The organism is Hallerella porci (assembly GCF_003148885.1).
Taxonomy (GTDB): Bacteria; Fibrobacterota; Fibrobacteria; order Fibrobacterales; family Fibrobacteraceae; genus Hallerella; species Hallerella porci.
Window position 1 is genome coordinate 74,715 of record NZ_QGHD01000002.1, and the last position, 20,120, is coordinate 94,834.

Below are 20,120 nucleotides of genomic sequence, written 5' to 3' on the forward strand. Positions count from 1 at the left end.
CTTGATTTGTTGCGGAATAAATTTAGAAACATTCTTTTTTTCTCCAAATCTTTTTTTTGATTTTTTCTATCAAAGAATCCGCGATTTTCCTTTTTCGGTTTCATTCTCTTTTTTATTTTTCTACCTTTTCTATATGAAACTTTTTCATTTTTCATTTTTGACTTTGTTGATTTTCACGGTTTCTGCGGCAGCAGAAATTGTTCCGCCGCAAGGTTCTTCGCATTGGGCAAATCGTTCGGATTTTTTTGCAAAAAATTTGCAATCCGAAAAAGCGACAGAAGCGTGGACTTATCAATTTATTTTTGATAACGGAACGCGGGCATACGTCAATTATGCGACGATTATCATCCCGACATCGGGGAAAAAAATCGGCTGCGATATTGCAATCACCGGACTCAAAGGGAAAAATTCCAATATCGGTCGGCAATATCCGCTAGAACGTTTGAAAGAATTGAAAGATCAAAATAAAATTTCCATCAAAGACGAATATATCATGGAAGGCATTCCCGGAAAAAATCATCGGGTACTCTTCACCGCAAACAAAGATGGCTTCGGAAAATTTTTGTTGGATGTGACTTTTACAAGCGCACAAAAAGGAAAAGTTCCGGGAAACGGAAATTGGAAAATTAACGGGCAAACTTATGGCGCAGCCGTTCTCATTCCTTACGGACGCGTGAGCGGAAAAATTGCACACGACGGCGACACTCTCGAAGTCAAAGGCTACGGCTATTTAGAACACACTTGGCAAACCGGAAACGCAACCGATCTCGCAGTCCGCGCGTTTAATGTGAGCGAAGCTTCGAAAGGCGCATACGCCGGAAGAATCGCCATCGACAAAGACGGAAATCCGTTCGGCTATTTCATGCAAAAAAATGCAGAAGGCACGACGATACTTTTCCCGAAGAACATTCTTGCGGGCGAAAAAAATTACGACGGCGAAGACTTTCCAAAATCAGCGTTCAAAATCATTTGGCAAAATTCTCCGGACACTTTGACTTTGGATATGACCAAGCCCAAACAAAAATTTTCGATGCTCGAAAATTTTGACGGTTGGTTTGCGAAGAAAGCGACAAAGCTAATGCTCGGCGGCGAAATTTTCTTTTGGCGCGGACGCACAAAATCAAACGGAAACATCTTCGATTGGAATTTAACCGGAATGTAATTGCAAAAATTTTTTGCGCTTTCACAAACACAAAATTATGACAAAATTTCGTCCCTGCATCGACATTCATCAAGGCAAAGTAAAACAAATTGTCGGCGGCACGCTTTCGGATTCGGAAACTCCGCTGACGCATTTTACAAGCGAACATTCTCCGGCGTATTACGCAGAACTTTATCAAAAAGACGGACTCCGCGGCGGCCACGTCATTATGCTCGGCAAAGGCTGCGAAGCCGCTGCGAAAGAAGCGCTTGCCGCTTATCCAAATGGTCTCCAAGTCGGCGGCGGAATTAACCCGACGAATGCGCAAACTTTTTTAGACGCGGGCGCAAGTCATGTTATCGTCACCAGTTGGATTTTTGACGGCGCTATTTTGAATTTTGAAAAAGTGAAAATTCTTTCTGAAGCCGTTGGAAAAAATCATTTGGTTTTGGATTTGAGTTGTCGCAGAACTCATTCGGGTTGGAATGTGGCGACGAATCGTTGGCAAACGATTACCGATGCCGTTGTCGATGAAAATCTTTTGCAAAAACTCGCCGCTTTTTGCGATGAATTTTTGGTGCACGCAGCCGATGTCGAAGGACTTGAGCGCGGCATGGACGAAGAATTAGTTCGCTTCTTGGCCGAAAAATCTCCGATTCCCGTTACATACGCAGGCGGAGCAAAAAGCATTGACGATTTAATTCACTGCAATGCGATTTCAAATGGAAAAGTCGATTTGACAATCGGCAGTTCTTTGGATATCTTTGGCGGAACAGGTACACGTTATGCAGAATGCGTTGAATTCAACAAACGACAAAACGGTTAATTTGCAAGCGACCGATTCTCGCCCGCCGATTTTTGGAAGAATCGTCACCAGCGTTTTCCCAAAACTTTTTGCGTTTAAACATCAGCCACCCGGAAACATTCGCACCTGTATGATTCCGCCGGTTGTCTTTTGGGAAGTACTTCACAATTTGCCGAAGCTTCTCAAGCTGCGTTATTATTTAAAGAAAAAACGCCAAGCGCATTCTCCCGATGACATCGCCGTCGCCTTTTATTCGGATAATTTAGACGAAGTCAACGGGATTGCAAATAATTTGCGCCACGTCATTTCTTTTATGCGGAGTCACGGCTACAAAGCAGCTCTTGCGGGGAACGCTTTTAATACGCGTTCTCGCGGCGTCATCGAAAATGGCTACGTCATTCTTTTGCCGCGCATTTTCAGTATGGAGCAACTCGGCTACGCCAATAGCGAACTCGCCATTCCGCATATCAGTCCTATTTTGCGTTTGATCAAACGTTACCCGATTGATATTATCGAACTCGAAACGCCGAGTCCTGGCGCTTGGGCAGTTGCATTCTGCGCAAAAATTGCAGGCATTAAAGTCATCAGCCATTACCGCACCGATGTTCCCACTTACACAAAAACTTTGGTCAAAGCCAAATGGATGCATCGTTATGTGTTAATGTTAATGCAAATTTTCTACGGATTTTCGCGTCCAGTCGTAAGTCCTTGCAAAGATTACAAAGAAATTTTGCACAACGATATTAAGGTGCCATTAAAAGACATCGAAATTATTCGACGTGGAATTCCGCTCGAAAGTTACAGTCCCAATTTCCGCGGAAAAGGAACATGGGAAAAATTTTCAAACGAAAAAGGCAAAATGCGATTTGTTTGCGTCGGGCGAATTTCCAAAGAAAAAAATCTTCCGCTGCTCAAAAATTTATGGATGGAATTTCGCAAAACGCATGACGATGCAGAGCTTATGTTCGTCGGCGACGGTTGGTATTTAGACGAACTCAAAAAAGATTTTGCCTCGGCACCCGAAGTTCATTTTGCAGGAGTTCAAGGCGGAGAAACTCTCGCCGGGCTTTACGCCGATGCTGACTTTTTACTTTTCCCGAGTACGACAGATACATTTGGCAATGTCGTCGTCGAAGCGCTTGCATCGGGAACTCCCGCAATTGTCAGCGATAAAGGTGGCCCGCAAGACATCGTTTTCGAAAAAGGCTGCGGATACATTCTCCCGGGCGATGATCCGCACGCGTGGATGCAAAAACTCGAAGAATGCGTTGCTCTCAAAAAAGACGAAACCGCTTATCAAAAAATCCGCGAAAATGCCTACGAACGCAGCAAAGATTTCACCTTAGAAAAAGCAGCTGCAGCCCAGTGGGAATTTTACAAAAAGGTTTACCACAACGCTTACCTCGGCAAATAAAAATCTCTGCGAATGGTTTTTAGAAAACCGCGAATCGTTTCCATGGCGGCCAAAAAATTTGCGCATAAAACGCGACCCGTATGCGGTTTGGATTAGCGAAACGATGTTGCAGCAGACGCAAGTTTCTGCTGTAAAAGAAGCTTTTGAAAAATGGATGCACGACTTTCCGACCGTAAAAATTTTAGCGGAAGCGAGCGAAGAAAATGTACTCATTCATTGGCAAGGTTTAGGCTATTATAGCCGCGCCAAAAATATTCACAAGACCGCAAAAATCATCGCACAAAACGGCGAAAATTTTCCAGAAACCCGCAAAGAATTGGAAGCGTTACCGGGCATCGGCGCCTATACGGCGGGCGCGATTTTAAGCCTCGCCTTTCATCAAAACGAATCCATTCTCGACGGCAATTTAGTTCGCATTTTCGCCCGTTTAAATTTGTTTTCTTTTTTGCCCGATGCGGGGAAAACCGAAAAAAAATCTTTCTGGGATGAAGCGAGAAAATGGGCGACGATTCAAAATGCTTTTCTTACAAACGAAGCATTGATGGAACTCGGCCGGAAAATTTGCAAAAAGTCAAATCCCGATTGCAAAAATTGTCCGCTGCAAAAAATTTGTCGCGCAGCGATTGAAAATCGCCAAGAAGAATTTCCTGTGAAGAAAAAAATGCAATATGAATCGTGGCTTGGATTTGCGCTTGTCGTAAGCGATTCTCATGAAAATTTTTTGCTTCAAAATTCTCCCGATTCGCCGTTTTTCAAAAATCAATGGACATTTCCGCTTTTTGAAAATGCCGATATTTTCCGCGAGAATTTTCCGGGAATCATCGAAAATATCATCCCGCCCGAAACGATTCAGCACATCGCTTGGGGAAAATCTTTTGAGCATTCCATTACCCGTTACAAAATTCGCTGCCGCATTTTACAAGTCCAAGTGAAAAGCCGAAAAGATTTATCGGGCGAGTGGATTTCGAAAAAAGACATTTCCAAAAAAATCGTTTCTAGCTTCGGAAAAAAAATTCTTTCTTCTCTCGAATTTTCATCGCGAATTTAATTTCTTATTTTTGATTTTATGTTTCCCTTTCCCCAACTTTCCGCAGCCGAAGCCGCAGAACTTATCCGCCCAAACGAAATCGTCGGAGTTTCCGGTTTTACTCTTGCCGGTTATCCGAAAGCAGTTCCGCAAGCTCTTGCAGAACGCACCGAACGTTTGCACGCAAATGGCGAAGAATTTCAAATCACTCTTTTTTCGGGAGCGTCAACGGGAGATGAATGCGACGGCGCACTCGCCCGCGCCCATGCGATTCACTGGCGTGCGCCTTATCAATCCAATAAAAATTTGCGAAGCGCAATTAACTGCGGCGAAGTCCATTATACCGATGCGCATTTGGGAATGATGGGAAGACTCGTGCGAACGGGAGCGCTTCCCACGCCGACGACTGCGATTATTGAAGTCACCGATGTGACCGCTGACGGGAAAATCCGTCTTTCGATGTCTTGCGGAAATTCCGTTGAATTTTTGCAACGAGCGGACCGCGTCATTTTAGAACTCAATTCTCTTTATGGCGATGCACTTTTCGGAATGCACGATTGTTATTTGCCCGAACTTCCGCCGCATGCGTCACCAATTCCTGTTTCCCAAGTTTTGGACCGCGCTGGAAACGATTTTGTTCAAATCGATCCGAAGAAAATTGTCGGCGTTGTCCGCACAAATGTCGGCGATTCCATTCGTCCATTTACAGAACCCGATGCAATTTCCCAAACGATTGCGGGACACATTTTAGAATTCCTCGCCCACGAACGAAAAAAAGGAAGACTTCCCGCAAATTTACCGTATCAAAGCGGCGTCGGAAATGTGGCAAATGCCGTGCTCACCGCGATGGCTCGCGATTCAAAACAAGAACCGGTCAGCCTCTTTACCGAAGTCATTCAAGAAGCGGTTTTTGAGCTCATTCAAAACGATAAACTCGTCGGCGCAAGCGGTACAGCACTTACATGTTCATCGAACGCCCGCGAATATTTAAAAGCGGATGCGAATGCTCTCAAAAAGAAATTTATTTTGCGCGCACAAGAAGTTTCGAATCATCCCGAAGTCATCCGAAGACTCGGTGTGATTTCGATGAACACTGCCCTCGAATTGGATATTTTCGGCAACGTCAATTCGTCACACGTTTGCGGTTCTTCGATTATGAACGGCATCGGCGGCGCCGCGGACTTTTCTCGCAATGCGCTTCTCGGATTTTTCATGACGCCTTCAACGGCAAAAGACGGCACCATTAGCGCAGTCGTCCCTTACGTTTCTCATGTGGATCACACCGATCACGAAACAAACATTTTTGTCACAGAGCAAGGTCTCGCCGACCTTCGCGGACTTGATCCCGTTTCACGCGCCCGCTTAATTATCGACCGTTGCGCGCATCCCGCTTATCGTCCACAATTAAATGTTTTTTTAAATTACAGTTTAAATTCGGCAAAAGGAAAACACATTCCGATTGCTCTTGACCGAGCATTCAATATGCACTTGCGTTTTCTTTCTACCGGAACGATGGCAGAATAACTTTCCACTTTGAAATTCTATTTTTGCAAATGCAACTATAGTCTTTCAAAGGAACTCAAATGGCAATTAGACAAGAACTCCTTGATCAACTTGAAGAACGCAGAAAGTTTGCGCTTTCCTCAGGCTGCGGTCCGGAAAAGGCCGAAGCCCGTCACGCAAAAGGTCTTTTAACCGCCCGCGAACGCATTAGCGATTTAGTCGATGATGGTTCATTCCAAGAAGCGGGAATGTTCGTGGATCACGATGTCCGCGGTTTTGGTTTTGAAAAGAAGCATCTCGCTGGCGACGGCGTCGTCACCGGAATCGGCAATATCGATGGTCGTCCAGTTACCGTCATTTCGCAAGACTTTTTAGTCAGCGGCGGATCTCTCGGCAGCCGTCATGCGCAGAAAATGTCCGAAGCGATGCAGCGTGCCATTGAACTTGGCACTCCGATTATTTCTGTGAACGATTCGGGTGGAGCTCGCATTCAAGAAGGTGTGAAAAGTCTCGCTGGCTACGGAAAAGTTTTCCGCGCGAATGTTCTCGCATCGGGAGTCGTTCCGCAGATTGCAGTGATCGCAGGTCCTTGCGCCGGCGGTGCTTCTTATAGTCCCGCACTCATGGACTTCTGCATTCAGCTCAAAGACAATTCGAATATGTTCATCTGCGGTCCGCAGGTGATTAAAGCTTCGACCGGTGAAGAAGCTCCTCTCGAAAAATTTGCATCGGCAAATGCACACGCAACAGTTTCGGGAAATATTCACTTCGTCGCAAACGATGACAAGCATGCATCGCAAATCATCAAGAAGCTTTTGAGCTTCCTCCCGTCGAACAACGCAGAACAACCTCCGCACAAACTCACCGACATTACCCTCGAAGACGATAACGGCATGAACGAACTCATCCCATCCGATTCGAATCGTCCGCTCGATGCATACAAAGTAATCGAACGCCTCGTCGATGCCGGAGAATGGCTCGAAGTCAAACGCGACTTTGCAAAAAATATCATCACCGGTTTCGGTCGTATTAACGGCATGGTCGTCGGTATCGTCGCCAATCAGCCGACTTATAAAGCGGGCTGCTTAGACATTGATTCTTCGGACAAGGGCGCCGAATTCGTCATGTTCTGCGATGCGTTTAACATTCCAATCGTCACCTTGACCGATGTGCCGGGCTTTATGCCGGGTCTTGCTCAAGAACGCGGAGGCATTATCCGTCACGGCGCAAAGATGCTTTACGCTTATGCGTCTTGCACAGTTCCTCTCGTTACAGTCATTATGCGCAAGGCTTACGGCGGCGCATACATCGCAATGGCTTCGAAGGATCTCGGTGGCGATGTCGTCTTCGCGTGGCCGACTGCAGAAATCGCAGTGATGGGCGCCGAAGGCGCTGCAAAAATCATTTACAAGAAAGAACTTGCCGCAGCAGAAAACAAGGATGAACTCTATAAGTCCCTCGTTGCCGACTACCGCGAAAAGTTCTCGAAGCCTTATCAAGCTGCAGAATCGGGCATCATTACCGATGTCATCAATCCTGCAGAAACCAAGGCGAAAGTCTCTCTTGCTTTGAGAGCTCTGCTTTCAAAGCGGGTCAAACGTCCCAATAAAAAACACGGATTGAGTCCCCTATGACAACAACAGAACAACAAACAGGCGTCGTCAAGGCGACTGGTCCCTATCCCGTTCCCGAACGGTTTAAGGAACAGCTGGCCATTATGCCGGACTCGATTAGCGCTCCGATTAAAGAACAGTTGACTTTAATGCCCGATTCAACGGTCCTCGAGATCTACGAAGGCGGTCACAAGACTTCTGTCCTCTACAAGACGAACGCTCAATCGCGCGAAGCTAATGCCCGTCAAGACAGCGTACGAAAAGAAAACGGAGCAAATAATGCGCTCCCGATCGCCAAAGCAAAACTCGGTTCCAACTATGTAACGGAACAGGGCGAAGTTCAGCAATTCACGCTGGGCAAGTTGGCAGAATTCCAAGCGACGGGTCTTATCATCGTGATGATTGTGATCGTTTGCATCATGATTCTCACGTATTTGATGGGCTACGTGGTCAATAAGTTCATCGTTCCGCTGACAACGAAGAAGGCGCCGGAAGCTGCTCCTAAAGCTCCCGCTCCCGCAGTCGCTCCGGTGAAAATTGCCCCCGCACACTGCACCTTGGATCCGAATGCACCGAGCGTTCATCCGGGCTTTACCAACAAGCAGTTGCAAGCGTTCTTAAGCATCGCTGCCATTTCGGCTTTGGATATTCATCCGGGCCTTACGAACGAACAGTTGGCGATGATTTTTGCTGTTGCCGCAGCCGAAGTTCTCGGCGGTCCAGTGAAAGTCGTCAAATTCAAATCACAAAATTCGACCGAATGGGCTTGGACTGCTCAAGGTCGCGCAGAATTACAATACAACGGGCTCTAAGCTCAAGAGGATAACACTATGAAGAAAACCCTCCGCATCAGTTTTGAAGGTAAGAGCTACGACGTCGAAGTCGAAGTTCTCGACAACAATCAGGTCGCTCCGGTTGCAGTTGCTCCCGCCGCAGCCGCTCCAGTCGCCGCAGCACCCGTTGCTGCAGCAGCCCCCGCACCTGCACCTGCTCCCGCTGCCCCTGCCGCAGCCGGCACGCCGGTTCCGAGCCCGATGATGGGTATCGTGTTCAAGCTCAAGGTGAAAGTGGGCGATAAGGTAACGAAGAACCAAGAAATCGCCGTTCTCGAAGCGATGAAAATGGAAAACTCCATCATCAGCCCGTGCGACGGTACCGTTGCTTCCATCGATGTTAAGGAACAGGACTCGGTCTCGGAAGGTCAAGTCCTGATGACCATCGCCTAAAGGATTTCACCTATGAGCGGAATCATTAACTCAGTCACAGAGATGTTCACATCCGGAACCGGATTCTCGATGATCACGGGTCCGATGGTTGTGATGTGGATTGTCTGCTTTGTGCTGATGTACTTAGCCATCGTCAAGAAGTACGAACCGTTACTTCTTTTGCCGATTGCGCTCGGTGCACTTGCTGTGAATATTCCTACCCGCGGCTTTTACGAAGGCGGCTGGGGCATTGAAGGAATGTTTACTCCGACAGCAGGCTTGTACTATTACATTAGCCAAGGCATCCACCTGGAACTCTTCCCACCCATTATCTTCCTCGGCGTCGGTGCGATGACCGACTTCGGCCCTCTTATTGCAAACCCGCGGACTTTGATCCTCGGCGGCGGTGCACAATTCGGCGTGTTCATCACGATGTTCTGCGCAGTTGCCTTCGGCGGATTCTCTCTCGGTGAAGCAGCCTCGATCGGTATCATCGGTGGCGCAGACGGTCCGACTTCCATCTTTACGGCGAACAAACTTGCGCCGCATTTGATTGGACCGATTGCCGTTGCCGCTTATACTTATATGGCACTCGTGCCTTTGATTCAGCCGCCTATTATGCGCGTCATGACAACTCCGAAAGAACGCGTCATCCGCATGAAGAGCCTTCGCAAAGTTTCAAAGCTCGAACGCATTGTCTTCGCAGTGATGGTAATGATTGTTTGCGTGCTCGTCGTCCCCGATGCTTCGGCATTGATTATTATGCTGATGCTCGGAAATATCTTCAAGGAATCTGGCGTTGTCGAACGTTTGGTGAAGACTTCGCAGAATGAATTGATGAATATCGTCACGATTTTCCTCGGCACTTCCGTGGGGCTCACGATGTCTGCAGACATCTTCCTCCAACCGAAGACTTTGATGATTATCGCGATGGGCGTTGTCGCATTCGGCTTCTCCACTTTCGGCGGACTTTTGCTCGCCAAAATCATGAACAAGTGCTCGCCCAATAACCCGGTGAACCCGCTGATCGGTTCCGCAGGCGTTTCTGCAGTCCCGATGGCAGCACGCGTTTCTCAGGTCGAAGGCGCCAAATACGATCCGCAAAACTTCCTGCTCATGCACGCCATGGGTCCGAACGTTTCCGGTGTGATCGGCACTGCGATTTGCGCAGGCTACATGATTTCTCGCCTCGCTTAAGTTTTAGCGATTCACAAAAAAGTCCGAAGCAATTCGGACTTTTTATTTTTCCTTGAAAATTTCACGCAGCATTTTTCAAAAAAATTTTTCATTCCACTTTTTCTGCATTCGCAAAATTTTCATTTTTATCCAAATAAAAAAGCAGAACTATTTCTGTTCTGCCTTTCCGTTTTTAACATTCATTTTTCTCGCTAATCGATGCGGAAAATTTTCACATCCTTAATTTGGTAACGATTTCTATGCTTGCCTAAATTAAATTCTAAGCGGGCAAAAAGATCATCAACATAAGCGATATATTCAAATTCATACGATTTCCAAATCGTTTCCATTTGCACATGCCTCTGCAGCGCTTCAGTATGATAAGTATTATAGGAACCTAAACGCACGGTAATCTGCGTTGCGGAATCCGCAAATGCGGTAAAAATGAGTTTATAACGGCGCCCTTGAATTAGCGGAATATCTTCGTGAATTAGCTGCACACTATAACTATTCGTCCCCGCTTGCGTCACATTCACCGTCATGCTGTTATCCGCCAAACTCGTATCTGCAAAGCCGCCGAGTTGATTGACCAAAATCCAATTGCGATTGTCCGCAAAATTTCCATTTGAAACCCAGTTGGAATCGATAATATCATATCGCGAAAGCACAGAGTCATCAAAATCATCTTCCGTATTTCCATTCGAAAAATACGCAAGATGATGCGCTGCCGAGAAAGCCCGCGCAAAGCGCACCGTCAATGAATCCCAAAGAATGGAATTATGCAAAGCATCAAAACGAATCGTATCGCCGTCCATCGCTGCAGCAGTCATCGGGAGATCATTCACCCATTCTGCGACGCAGAAACGCACAGTAAGCGAAAGCGCTCCATTATCCGCAACATCCAACTGATTTTGTAAATAGCGAACTTCTAAAGAATCCAATCCCGCAAACGAGAATGTAAACGGCACATACGAACCCGCAATTTTTAACGAGCCCGTCATCTGCGGCTGTTCCGCTACCGGAGAAAAATGCGCACCGATTTCTTTTAAATAACCTGAGCCGTCAATTTCAATATCGCCAAATGCCGCTTTCCAATCATCGCGTCCATTTTCGTCTTCGGCGAATGCGATTTTCATCGGCGCTTCTACCGCATATTCCGGCCAAAGAGTTAAGCCTTCGGCAAGGTCAAATCCCACGTAGATGTAATAGCTCGAATACGCAGAAAGCCGCCACAAAGAAAGGCTTAAATCATCCACGAGAACCGAATCCGATTCCGAAGCCATTTTCGCAAAGCCATTTTTCGGCTTCGCACCGTAATCCACCACAAAATGCGCTTCAAAAGAATGTGCTTGAATTTCGGGATTTCCAATTTCAATTCCCGCTTGATCCGACGAATTGCTACACGCCAAAAAAATGAAGGCGTATAAACCTAAACCAAATATGCCGAATCGTTTTGCGCGCATTACATTCCTCGCGTTAAAGGAAACAGCTGGATGTTCACTTGAACAACCTCATCGCCTGTTCCCGCTTCACTAGAGAAATCTAATAGTTCTTTGCGCATAAGTTGCAAATGTTTTTTTAAAACTGGAAAATCTTTGGCTTGAATCGCAAATGTCACCGCAGAAATATCGCGTTTTTCCGCGGGAACCGTTTCCATCGACTCTTTCGCTAGATCGAGCATTTGCCGATGATAATTGCGAACAAGCATTCCTTTCGCTTCGTCATCGGTCGTAAGCAACGAATCCGCTTGACGATAACCGTTCGCCGTTTTCCGAATTAAACCCAACGAGGTCAATAATTTCAACGATTCCGCAGCCTGAGCCGGAGTAATCGTCCCGCCGAGATGACGCGAAATCCATTCGGGCGCAGGATTAAAATTTTTGAGCTCCACCAATTCGCGGATAACGGAATGATACCATTCTGTAAAAATGCGAAATTGCGCTTCGTCCAATTTATGAAGCCTTGAACCCGGAGTTGCCTTCACCAAATTCGCGTAATAGAAAGATTTTTCGGAATCGGTTTGCGCTTGATTAAAGAAGACCAAATTTTCAAAATAAACCGCACGTTCGTCCGTTAAATTCAAACCTTGGACGATTTTTATCACCGTCGTCTTCGTGATATTGCGCTTTCCATCCATCACCAATTTCAAATGCGCATGACTCGAAAGCCCCGCTTTGGCGGCAAAAGACCGCAAACTAAAACTCGGCTCCGTCGCCTTTTTAAAAGCGTAATAATCGTGCAGAAATACGCGGTAGTTCGTGTATTGCAAAACATCCGGCAGAGTCATATTTTTCTTTTCTGCACTTTCCATAATCTTAAAATAGCAGAATTTACTTTCAAAATAAAGAGTGAATTGTGTAATTCTGTTTACATTTGAAACCAACGAAAAATTTACTCATTTCCCGCAAAAATAAAACTATAACGATTGTGATTTAAAAATTTTCCGTGTAAAAATTCTGCATCTTTCGCCATTCCTTCGAATGCAAAACCCAAACGCTTCGCGAGCGCATTGCTTTTTTCATTTTTTTCTGCCGCCGAAATTTCGATCCGATGCATTCCCCATTTTTGCAAATAATGCAACACCAAAGTTAACGCTTCGGTCGCATAACCTTCGCCTTCAAATTCACTGCCCAAAAAGTAGCCGAGCGATGCCGCAAAATTTTTTTTATCCATCCATTGAATAATCACTTCGCCGATTAAAGCGCCATCGTCCAATCGCCGAATGCCGAGCGCACCGCCGTTTCCCATTTCCCGCTGAACTTGATACGATTCAATGCGAGCGTAGGCGTCCGCCATCGTCGAAAATTTTTCTATCCAAGGAAACCATTCGCTCAAACTTTCCCGAGATGAATCGACGAGATATAAATATTCCTCGGAATCTTCGGGTTCTAAAAACGCAAGCGCAATGCGTTCGCCTTCTAAAATTTCATCGGGCATTTCATTCCACATCTTGCACATAAAATGCTCGCTGACATTCTACATTCGAAAGATCGTCGCATTCAAATTTTTTGGCGGGATAAAAATCTCCCGTGACCCGCGTAAAATGAACCGCAGAAGTATCGCGCCATTTGCGACTAAACGCTAATGTATCCGAAAGATAAATGCTATCGCCTTTGACTCGCTTTCCATTTTCATCGACATCGTATAAAAAGAAGCAACCTTTTCTCGCGCAGCGTCCGGAAAATTGAAAAGAAACTTCGCCATAAATCGTGCGGCAAAACGAAGAATTTTCCACTTGCGCCGAAAGTTTACGTAAGCCCGCTACCGTCGTTTCTTGACAAGAAGAAAACGAAGAATCATCGCTGCACGCAAGCAAAAATGCCAATAAAATCGCTGTCCAAATTTTCCATTTCATCAAAACAAAATTAAAAAATTTGCCGATTCAAAATATCGTATTCGAAAACATTTTTCTTTTTAAAATCCAAAAAATTTTTCTAGAAACTGCGAAGAAAACTTTGTAAATTTGTGCTGTGAAAAGCAAATCTGTTGTTTTTAGCGCACTCAAAGCCGCGTTTCCTTATACGATACCCATCTTCGCGGGATTTTGGTTTTTAGGACTCACTTACGGCATTTACATGAACTCGGAAAACTTCAACTTTTTATATCCGATGTTCATGAGCTTTTGCATTTTCGCAGGCTCAATGGAATTTGTCACCGTCGGACTTTTGCTCGCCGCCTACAATCCGTTACAAGCGCTTTTGCTCACGCTGATGATCAACGCGCGCCATTTATTTTACGGCATTTCCATGCTCAATCGTTTTCGTCAAGTCGGATTCAAAAAATTGTATTTGATTTACGGCATGTGCGATGAAACTTTTTCCATCAATTACACCGCAAAAATTCCTGCGGAGATTGATCGCGGATGGTTTATGTTTTGGGTCACCGTTCTCAATCAATTTTATTGGGTTTCGGGCGCAACTCTCGGCGGAATTTTCGGATCGCTTATTCGCTTCAATACAAAAGGAATTGGCTTTGCGATGACCGCAATGTTTGTCGTTATTTTTATGGAGCAATGGCTCAAAGAAAAAAATCATTGGAGTTCTCTTTTGGGATTTGCAATTACCGGCGGCTCGCTCGCTATTTTTGGCCCCGAAAATTTTATCATTCCTTCGATGATTGCAATTCTGATTTTGCTTTCCACTTTACGAAAGCCTTTAGAAAAAAGAATTTAGCGGAGAATTGAACGATGACATTTTCCGAACAAATTATCACCATCGGCGCAGTCGTTTTAGGAACCCTCATTACGCGCTTTTTACCGTTTCTCATTTTCCCTGCAGGTAAGCCGACGCCGAAATATATTCAATATCTCGGAAAAGTTTTAGCGCCTGCGACCTTTGCCCTTTTGGTGATTTATTCGCTCAAAGATGTTTCATTCTCAGCGGGAAATTATGGACTCCCTGAAATCATCGGAATTTTTCTCACCGTCGTTTTGCATTTATGGAAAAGGCAAATGCTCCTTTCCATTGCGGGCGGTACAATTTCTTATATGATTTTAGTGCAATTTATTTTTCCAACGCCCTAAAAATTTTTCGGCAAAAATTATACTTTTTCAAAAAAAGGAATTTGAAAAATGAAACTCGTTTCTTGGAATGTCGCCGGCATTCGCGCTTGCCTTAAAAAAGGTTTGCCCGATTTCTTTCATCAAGTCAACGCAGACGCTTTCTGCTTACAAGAAGTCAAAGCCGAAGCGAGTCAATTTGATTTTCATCCCGAAGGTTATTCGGAATATCTTTTCCCGGCGAAGCGCAAAGGTTATTCGGGCACGATGATTTATAGCCGCACGGAACCGCTCGATATTCAATACGGCTACGGCGAAAGCGAATACGATGATGAAGGTCGCAGCATTACCGCCGAATTTGAAAAATTTTATTTGGTGACAACTTATGTGCCAAACGCAAAACGCGATTTGAGTCGATTGGAATCGCGGATGCATTTTGAAGATTCCTTCCGCGCTTATCTCAAAAAATTAGAAGAAAAAAAGCCGGTCGTTCTCTGCGGCGATTTGAATGTTGCGCACAATGAAATTGACATTTGCAATGCGCGCGCCAATCGCGGACATGCGGGATTTACCGATGAAGAACGTGCAAAATTCAGCGAACTTTTAGACAGCGGATTTGTCGACACTTTCCGCGCCCTTTATCCCGATCGTGTACGTTACACTTGGTGGAGTTATCTCGGACATGCCCGCGAAAATAACGCCGGTTGGCGTTTAGATTATTTTGTCGTCTCGAAAAATTTCTTTTCACAAGTGAAAGATTCCCTCGTTTACGACGATGTCTTAGGAAGCGATCACTGCCCTATCGGATTAGAACTGTAAATTATTCCAACAAGTTTCTGCAGCACGCGCCCTTCGGGCGCGTTTTTTATTGCAAAAAAAGTGGCACCCCGAAACGGAGCGCCACTTTGACCCTGGAAAAAAACTTTTTAAGTGAGCAGGAATATCGCAAGCACTTGCGCGGTTAAAATACGAAGCAACATCGTGAGCGGATAAACCGATGCGTATGCCACATTCGTCGCTTCGGAATTTGAAAGTCCGTTGGCGAACGCAAGAGCCGGAGGATCCGTCATCGAGCCCGCAATCATTCCGCAAAGGCTTAAATAATTGACTTTGAAAACGAGCTTTCCCACGATTCCCGCAATCATCAGCGGGATAAATGTGATGAGAGCAGCAAGTCCCATATAATAGAATCCGTCGCCGTTTAACAAAACATCAAAGAATTTAATTCCTGCATTCAAACCGACACAAGTGAGGAATAATGTAATGCCGAGTTCGCGGAGCATTAAATTTGCACTCGCTGCCATAAAGAAATTTAAAGGTCCGAGTTTACGTTTCCGCGAAAGAAGAATTGCAACGATTAACGGACCGCCAGCAAGTCCGAGCTTCAGCGGCATCGGCATTCCTGGAATTGCAATAGGAATTGAACCCACGATAACGCCGATGAAAATGCCAAGAAATGCGGGAAGAATTTCCGGATGATTTAACGCCTTGAGCGAATCACCTAAATCTTTGGCAACAGCATCAATTCCTTCGGTCGGACCGACGACCAAAAGTTTATCCGCAAATTTAATGCGCAAATCCAAGCGTCCTGTAAATTTGAAATCTCCGCGGACAACACGGCTCACAGTAACGCCGTAACGTTCTGGGAAATTTAACGAGCCAATTGTTTTGCCGAGCATCTTTTTATTCGTCACCAAAATGCTACGGGTTTCTAATTTCGAAGCGACTTTCGTAATCGGCGCATTCAATTTTGAACCGATGACTTTTTCCATGGTGCGCACCGCTTCGGGCATTCCCACAATGTGCACTTTATCGCCTTCTTGAATAATCGTTTTTCCGTTCGGCGTAAAAATGCTATCGCCTCTTAAAAGTCTTGTGATAACAACACCGCTCGAAATCAAATCGGGAATTTCTTTTAAAGGAACTCCGAAGAGATTTTTGTTTTCTACCAAAAGACTTGTCGAAATAATTTCCGAACGCGTTGCTGCAATTTCAGAAGCATAATCTTCTGCCGCTTTCACCGGATTTTGCCGGAAGAAAACGCGAACTAAAATCATCACCAAAATAATGCCGATTACACCAAACGGATACGCAACCGCATAACCGATTCCCGTCAGAGAAGTGTCAACGCCTGCCGCAGCAAATGCCGAATTCGCAGCGCCCAAAGACGGCGTATTCGTCACCGCACCGCAAAGCATCCCGATGAGAACAGGAACATTATTTTTCATATCGGTGAAGAAGTAAAGGCAAAGCGTTACAATCACACCCGAAAGAACAATTCCCGAAGCGAGAATATTTAACCCTAAACCGTGACGGCGAATGGAATCAATAAATCCCGGGCCGACTTGCATTCCAATCGTATAAACAAAAAGAATCAAACCAAATTCTTGAATAAAATGCAAAACATTCGGATCAATGCGAAGTCCTAAATGCCCTAAAAGAATGCCGACGAAAAGAGCGCCCGCACCACCGAGACTGATTCCCTTTACTTTAATTTTTCCAAGCATTAACCCAAGCGCTGCAGTAATCGAAAGAACAACAACTTGTTCCGCAACAGAGGGCTTTGTAAAAAGGTCAATCAGCCATTGCATAATTTTTTCCAGGTTGAAATTTGTGTAAAAGATAAAATGGAAAAATTTATTTGTCTAATAGTTTCCAAGTATTAAATTCATCATTAAAAATGATTGATAAAACTTCCTTGATTATTTGCATTGATATTTGCAGAAATTATCTATAATTGTAATTATGGAACTCACACAGCTGAAATATTTTTTGGAAGTTGCGCGCACCGAACATGTGACGCAAAGTGCGAAAAACCTTTTTATTGTGCAGCCTGCACTCACACAATCAATTCATAAATTAGAAGATGAACTCGGCATTGTGTTATTTAAAAATCAAGGGCGAAATATTAAGCTCACCGATAACGGACGATTTTTTTACGAAAAATTAAAACCACTTTATGAAGAATTGATTGCTCTTCCAACTCTTTTGAAAGAAAGTGCAGACAAGCAAAATAATAGCGTCAAGCTAAATGTTTTAGCTGCATCGACGATGATTACGCAAGCGATTATCGAATACAAACAAAATAATCACGACGTAGATATCGACATCATTCAAAACGAAGAAACAAAAGTTTTTGATATTTGCGTGCGCACTTACGCAACCTATAAACCAGAACTTGACAATACCGCATCAGACGAAACTTTTGTCACATCTGAAAAAATTTATTTGGCAGTTCCCAATAATGCGCAATATAAAAAGCTCGATAAAATTTCACTTTTTGATGTGGGCGATAAATTTATCGGTTTGTATGGTTCGAAACAATACCGCAAAATTTGTAATGAACTTTGCCAAGGAATTGGATTTAAAACGCATATTACTTTTGAAAGCGATAATGTGATGGCGGTGAAAGAAGCGGTTGCCGCAGGAATTGGCGTTGGATTTTGGCCCGAAATTTCGTGGGGCAAAATGGATCACAAAAAAATTCGATTGCTCGAAATTAGCGACGCTGAATTTAAACGCGACATCGTGATTTCGCTTCGCAAAAACAAACAAGACAATTCAAAAATCGAAGCGTTCTTCCAATTTTTATCGCGTTATGTGGAAAAGCGCAGGCACCGCCCAAGAGTCATTAAACCCGCAGAAACAACTGAAACGGTATAAAAATTTTTCTATAGAAAAGCAAGAGAAATTCTCTTGCTTTTCTATTCTTCACATTGCATTTCTTGTGCGTTTACCAGCTTTTCATCTGAAGAAGATTCAATTGGAATTTTGATGTATTTTCCGCTAGGTTGCAAGAGGCGCGCTTTCACATTATCTAAAAGCATAATGTTTAAAATGCTTCGCAAACGATTTTTGATTTCTTTCGATTTAATCGGCGTGATCACTTCAACGCGATTTTCTGTATTGCGAGTCATCATGTCCGCAGAACCGATAAAAATTTGTTCTTTTGCGCCTTTGCCAAATGCATAAATGCGTGAATGTTCCAAGAATTTTCCGACGATACTTCGAATAGTTATGTTATCTGTAATTCCTGGAATGCCTGGGAGCAAGCAACAAATACCGCGAATAATCAAATTGATTTTTACGCCGGCTTGACTTGCTTCGACGAGTTTTTCAATCACATCAACATCGGTCAAAGAATTCATTTTAAATGTTAATGCACCTTCGCTTTTCTTTGCAATTTCAGAATCGATGAGTTGCAAAATTTTTGATTTTAAACCAAGTGGCGACACGAGCAATTTTGAATACTTGCCACCTAAATTTCCGATGCACACATTTTTGAAAAATTCAACAGCATCTTTTCCGATTTGAACATCCGATGTCATGAACGAAATATCGGTATAAAGTTTACATGTTTTTTCGTTGTAATTGCCCGTGCCGATTTGCGTAATGTATTGAATTTGCGAATCATTTCGACGCGTAATCAAACAGATTTTACTATGCACTTTATAGCCTTCGGGGCCATATAAAACATGGCAACCCGCATCTTCTAATCTTTCAGACCAGTCGATATTATTGAGTTCATCAAAGCGTGCGCGCAGTTCAATTAAAGTCGTGACTTCAATTCCGTTTTCTGCAGCACGGCACAAATAATCCACCAATTTTGCGCGATGCGCCAGTCGATAAATCGTAATTTTAATCGAGAGCGTATTCGGATCTTCAGCGGCTTCTTTAATGAGTTTTAAGAACGGATCCATTTTTTCATACGGATACGAAAGCATTAAATCGCGTTCAGAAATTTGCGAAATCATCGAAGTTTTTGCATCCACACTTTTAGAATCAACAGGCGAGAATAGCGGATACGAAAGTTTTCCAGAAAGTTCTACCGGTAAAATTTCAGGCAAACTAAAAGGAAATTTCATTTTTAAAGGAGCAGAAGTGACAAAGATTTGTTTCTTTTGCACTTTCAATGTGCGCAAAATAAATTCTTCTAATTCGGACGATAATGATTTTGCGGCTTCAACGCGCACAATAAAACTCACGCGGCGTTTTTTCAAAATGAGTTTCATTTGATTGCGATAATCTTCGGAGCCGTCAGTTTCTTCGTCCGTTGTCAAATCGCCATTGCGCGTAATGCAAATAATATTTTTATCCGAGATTTTATACATCGAAAAAATTTCATCGATGTGTTCTACAATAAGTTCTTCGGCAAAAATAAATCGTTTTGAATCATCCCCAATTGGAATAATTTCTGGAATCGTCGCTGGGCATTGCACGAGACCTAAAATATTTTTGTTTTTATTTTTTAAGGAGGCGACGATATAAGAAATTTTACTTTGCAAATTAGGAGTCGGATGACGCGCATCCACAATTTGCGGCGAAAGCAATGGCAAAATGTTATCTTGATAATATTCTTTCAAAAATTTCTTTTCTTCTTTGTTGCATTTTTTATAAGCGACAAATTCGATGCCTTGTTCAGAAAGTTCGCTTTTAATTTGCGAATAAGTCGAATCTTTTTTCTTATACAATTTTGATGTTTCCGAAAAAATCGCATCGAGCTGTTCGCTAGCAGTCATTTGGCATTTATTATCTTTCCAATGTTTTTTAATTTCTGCCATTTTAAAAAGAATGCCTACGCGAATCATAAAAAATTCATCTAAATTCGATGTGAAAATGGAGACGAATTTTAAGCGTTCCAAAAGCGGAACAGTTTTATCATTTGCTTCTTCTAAAACGCGTTCGTTAAAACGCAGCCAAGAAAGTTCTCTATTTTGTTTGTAGATTTCATGTTTCAT

At 43.9% G+C, this 20,120-nt stretch carries 20 protein-coding genes; 13 read left to right on the forward strand and 7 right to left on the reverse strand.

The genetic code is table 11. From position 1 onward, the window contains the following. Positions 1-133 precede the first annotated feature (133 nt). The 7 genes from B0H50_RS02020 to B0H50_RS02050 are packed head-to-tail and all read left to right on the forward strand — an operon-like array spanning position 134 to position 8,315. On the forward strand, positions 134-1,162 hold the full coding sequence (locus B0H50_RS02020; protein WP_146129110.1) for a hypothetical protein: 1,029 nt from the start codon (positions 134-136) through the stop codon (positions 1,160-1,162). A 37-nt stretch (positions 1,163-1,199) separates the two neighbouring features. Next, the gene (hisA, locus tag B0H50_RS02025) at positions 1,200-1,967 is read left to right on the forward strand and encodes a phosphoribosylformimino-5-aminoimidazole carboxamide ribotide isomerase (RefSeq protein WP_106197588.1); all 768 of its coding nucleotides are present in this window, start codon (positions 1,200-1,202) and stop codon (positions 1,965-1,967) included. Beyond that, positions 1,927-3,360, forward strand: coding sequence for a glycosyltransferase (locus B0H50_RS02030; RefSeq protein ID WP_106197587.1), 1,434 nt, complete (start codon positions 1,927-1,929; stop codon positions 3,358-3,360). Before hisA ends, B0H50_RS02030 begins: the two co-directional genes overlap by 41 nt. Before the next feature lie 58 nt (positions 3,361-3,418). Continuing rightward, positions 3,419-4,408 carry an A/G-specific adenine glycosylase gene (locus B0H50_RS02035; protein WP_109587166.1) on the forward strand — a complete coding sequence of 330 codons (990 nt, stop codon included), beginning with the start codon at positions 3,419-3,421 and terminating at the stop codon, positions 4,406-4,408. An 18-nt stretch (positions 4,409-4,426) separates the two neighbouring features. Continuing rightward, positions 4,427-5,911, forward strand: a complete 1,485-nt coding sequence (locus B0H50_RS02040; RefSeq protein ID WP_106197585.1) for a succinate CoA transferase — start codon at positions 4,427-4,429, stop codon at positions 5,909-5,911. A 59-nt stretch (positions 5,912-5,970) separates the two neighbouring features. Next, on the forward strand, positions 5,971-7,524 hold the full coding sequence (locus tag B0H50_RS02045) for an acyl-CoA carboxylase subunit beta (RefSeq protein WP_109587167.1): 1,554 nt from the start codon (positions 5,971-5,973) through the stop codon (positions 7,522-7,524). Then, positions 7,521-8,315, forward strand: a complete 795-nt coding sequence (locus B0H50_RS02050) for a hypothetical protein (protein WP_106197583.1) — start codon at positions 7,521-7,523, stop codon at positions 8,313-8,315. The genes B0H50_RS02045 and B0H50_RS02050 overlap by 4 nt, the downstream gene beginning before the upstream one ends. A gap of 89 nt (positions 8,316-8,404) precedes the next feature. Here the strand turns inward: B0H50_RS02050 and B0H50_RS13555 are convergent, their stop codons facing one another. Further along, on the reverse strand, positions 8,405-8,557 hold the full coding sequence (locus B0H50_RS13555; protein ID WP_233244463.1) for a hypothetical protein: 153 nt from the start codon (positions 8,555-8,557) through the stop codon (positions 8,405-8,407). On the opposite strand from B0H50_RS13555, the gene B0H50_RS13560 reads away from it, so the two are divergent. Both B0H50_RS13560 and B0H50_RS02060 read left to right on the forward strand, forming a co-directional pair. Beyond that, positions 8,550-8,729, forward strand: coding sequence for an acetyl-CoA carboxylase biotin carboxyl carrier protein subunit (locus tag B0H50_RS13560; RefSeq protein WP_233244465.1), 180 nt, complete (start codon positions 8,550-8,552; stop codon positions 8,727-8,729). The genes B0H50_RS13555 and B0H50_RS13560 overlap by 8 nt on opposite strands. A gap of 12 nt (positions 8,730-8,741) precedes the next feature. Further along, positions 8,742-9,905 (forward strand): sodium ion-translocating decarboxylase subunit beta, encoded by a 1,164-nt coding sequence (locus tag B0H50_RS02060; RefSeq protein ID WP_106197581.1) that lies wholly within the window; start codon positions 8,742-8,744, stop codon positions 9,903-9,905. Between the two features lie 191 nt (positions 9,906-10,096). Here B0H50_RS02060 and B0H50_RS02065 read toward each other — a convergent pair whose 3' ends face one another. The 4 genes from B0H50_RS02065 to B0H50_RS02080 form a co-directional block, all read right to left on the reverse strand. Further along, a complete protein-coding gene (locus B0H50_RS02065; protein ID WP_106197580.1) occupies positions 10,097-11,347 on the reverse strand; it encodes a carbohydrate binding domain-containing protein in 1,251 nt (416 codons plus the stop codon). Further along, positions 11,347-12,195 (reverse strand): TIGR02147 family protein, encoded by an 849-nt coding sequence (locus B0H50_RS02070; RefSeq protein ID WP_106197579.1) that lies wholly within the window; start codon positions 12,193-12,195, stop codon positions 11,347-11,349. Before B0H50_RS02070 ends, B0H50_RS02065 begins: the two co-directional genes overlap by 1 nt. A gap of 80 nt (positions 12,196-12,275) precedes the next feature. Beyond that, on the reverse strand, positions 12,276-12,833 hold the full coding sequence (locus B0H50_RS02075; RefSeq protein ID WP_158256415.1) for a GNAT family N-acetyltransferase: 558 nt from the start codon (positions 12,831-12,833) through the stop codon (positions 12,276-12,278). Next, positions 12,823-13,239 (reverse strand): hypothetical protein, encoded by a 417-nt coding sequence (locus B0H50_RS02080; protein WP_106197577.1) that lies wholly within the window; start codon positions 13,237-13,239, stop codon positions 12,823-12,825. Before B0H50_RS02080 ends, B0H50_RS02075 begins: the two co-directional genes overlap by 11 nt. A gap of 115 nt (positions 13,240-13,354) precedes the next feature. Here B0H50_RS02080 and B0H50_RS02085 point away from each other — a divergent pair, with 115 nt between their 5' ends. Genes B0H50_RS02085 through B0H50_RS02095 form a run of 3 tightly spaced genes read left to right on the forward strand, consistent with a single transcriptional unit; the run spans position 13,355 to position 15,201 of the window. Continuing rightward, complete coding sequence (locus B0H50_RS02085) at positions 13,355-14,056, forward strand: AzlC family ABC transporter permease (protein ID WP_109587169.1); 702 nt, start codon at positions 13,355-13,357, stop codon at positions 14,054-14,056. A gap of 14 nt (positions 14,057-14,070) precedes the next feature. Beyond that, entirely contained in the window at positions 14,071-14,406 is a 336-nt protein-coding gene (locus B0H50_RS02090) for a branched-chain amino acid transporter permease (protein ID WP_106197575.1), read from the forward strand. 48 nt (positions 14,407-14,454) lie between these two features. Beyond that, positions 14,455-15,201, forward strand: coding sequence for an exodeoxyribonuclease III (locus B0H50_RS02095; RefSeq protein ID WP_106197574.1), 747 nt, complete (start codon positions 14,455-14,457; stop codon positions 15,199-15,201). 107 nt (positions 15,202-15,308) lie between these two features. On the opposite strand, the gene B0H50_RS02100 is transcribed toward B0H50_RS02095, so the two are convergent. Further along, the gene (locus tag B0H50_RS02100) at positions 15,309-16,973 is read right to left on the reverse strand and encodes a putative transporter (RefSeq protein WP_106197573.1); all 1,665 of its coding nucleotides are present in this window, start codon (positions 16,971-16,973) and stop codon (positions 15,309-15,311) included. 154 nt (positions 16,974-17,127) lie between these two features. On the opposite strand from B0H50_RS02100, the gene B0H50_RS02105 reads away from it, so the two are divergent. After that, a complete protein-coding gene (locus B0H50_RS02105) occupies positions 17,128-18,045 on the forward strand; it encodes a LysR family transcriptional regulator (protein ID WP_106197572.1) in 918 nt (305 codons plus the stop codon). Positions 18,046-18,086: 41 nt separating this feature from the next. On the opposite strand, the gene ppk1 is transcribed toward B0H50_RS02105, so the two are convergent. Next, on the reverse strand, positions 18,087-20,120 hold the full coding sequence (gene ppk1, locus B0H50_RS02110; protein ID WP_106197571.1) for a polyphosphate kinase 1: 2,034 nt from the start codon (positions 20,118-20,120) through the stop codon (positions 18,087-18,089).

Coding starts and splice junctions, on each gene's coding strand:
- B0H50_RS02020 (WP_146129110.1), top strand. CDS start 134: ATGAAACTTTTTCATTTTTCATTTTTGACTTTGTTGATTTTCACGGTT.
- hisA (WP_106197588.1), top strand. CDS start 1,200: ATGACAAAATTTCGTCCCTGCATCGACATTCATCAAGGCAAAGTAAAA.
- B0H50_RS02030 (WP_106197587.1), top strand. CDS start 1,927: ATGCAGAATGCGTTGAATTCAACAAACGACAAAACGGTTAATTTGCAA.
- B0H50_RS02040 (WP_106197585.1), top strand. CDS start 4,427: ATGTTTCCCTTTCCCCAACTTTCCGCAGCCGAAGCCGCAGAACTTATC.
- B0H50_RS02045 (WP_109587167.1), top strand. CDS start 5,971: ATGGCAATTAGACAAGAACTCCTTGATCAACTTGAAGAACGCAGAAAG.
- B0H50_RS02050 (WP_106197583.1), top strand. CDS start 7,521: ATGACAACAACAGAACAACAAACAGGCGTCGTCAAGGCGACTGGTCCC.
- B0H50_RS02060 (WP_106197581.1), top strand. CDS start 8,742: ATGAGCGGAATCATTAACTCAGTCACAGAGATGTTCACATCCGGAACC.
- B0H50_RS02065 (WP_106197580.1), bottom strand. CDS start 11,347: ATGCGCGCAAAACGATTCGGCATATTTGGTTTAGGTTTATACGCCTTC.
- B0H50_RS02070 (WP_106197579.1), bottom strand. CDS start 12,195: ATGGAAAGTGCAGAAAAGAAAAATATGACTCTGCCGGATGTTTTGCAA.
- B0H50_RS02075 (WP_158256415.1), bottom strand. CDS start 12,833: ATGTGGAATGAAATGCCCGATGAAATTTTAGAAGGCGAACGCATTGCG.
- B0H50_RS02080 (WP_106197577.1), bottom strand. CDS start 13,239: ATGAAATGGAAAATTTGGACAGCGATTTTATTGGCATTTTTGCTTGCG.
- B0H50_RS02090 (WP_106197575.1), top strand. CDS start 14,071: ATGACATTTTCCGAACAAATTATCACCATCGGCGCAGTCGTTTTAGGA.
- B0H50_RS02095 (WP_106197574.1), top strand. CDS start 14,455: ATGAAACTCGTTTCTTGGAATGTCGCCGGCATTCGCGCTTGCCTTAAA.
- B0H50_RS02100 (WP_106197573.1), bottom strand. CDS start 16,973: ATGCAATGGCTGATTGACCTTTTTACAAAGCCCTCTGTTGCGGAACAA.
- B0H50_RS02105 (WP_106197572.1), top strand. CDS start 17,128: ATGGAACTCACACAGCTGAAATATTTTTTGGAAGTTGCGCGCACCGAA.
- ppk1 (WP_106197571.1), bottom strand. CDS start 20,120: ATGAAACATGAAATCTACAAACAAAATAGAGAACTTTCTTGGCTGCGT.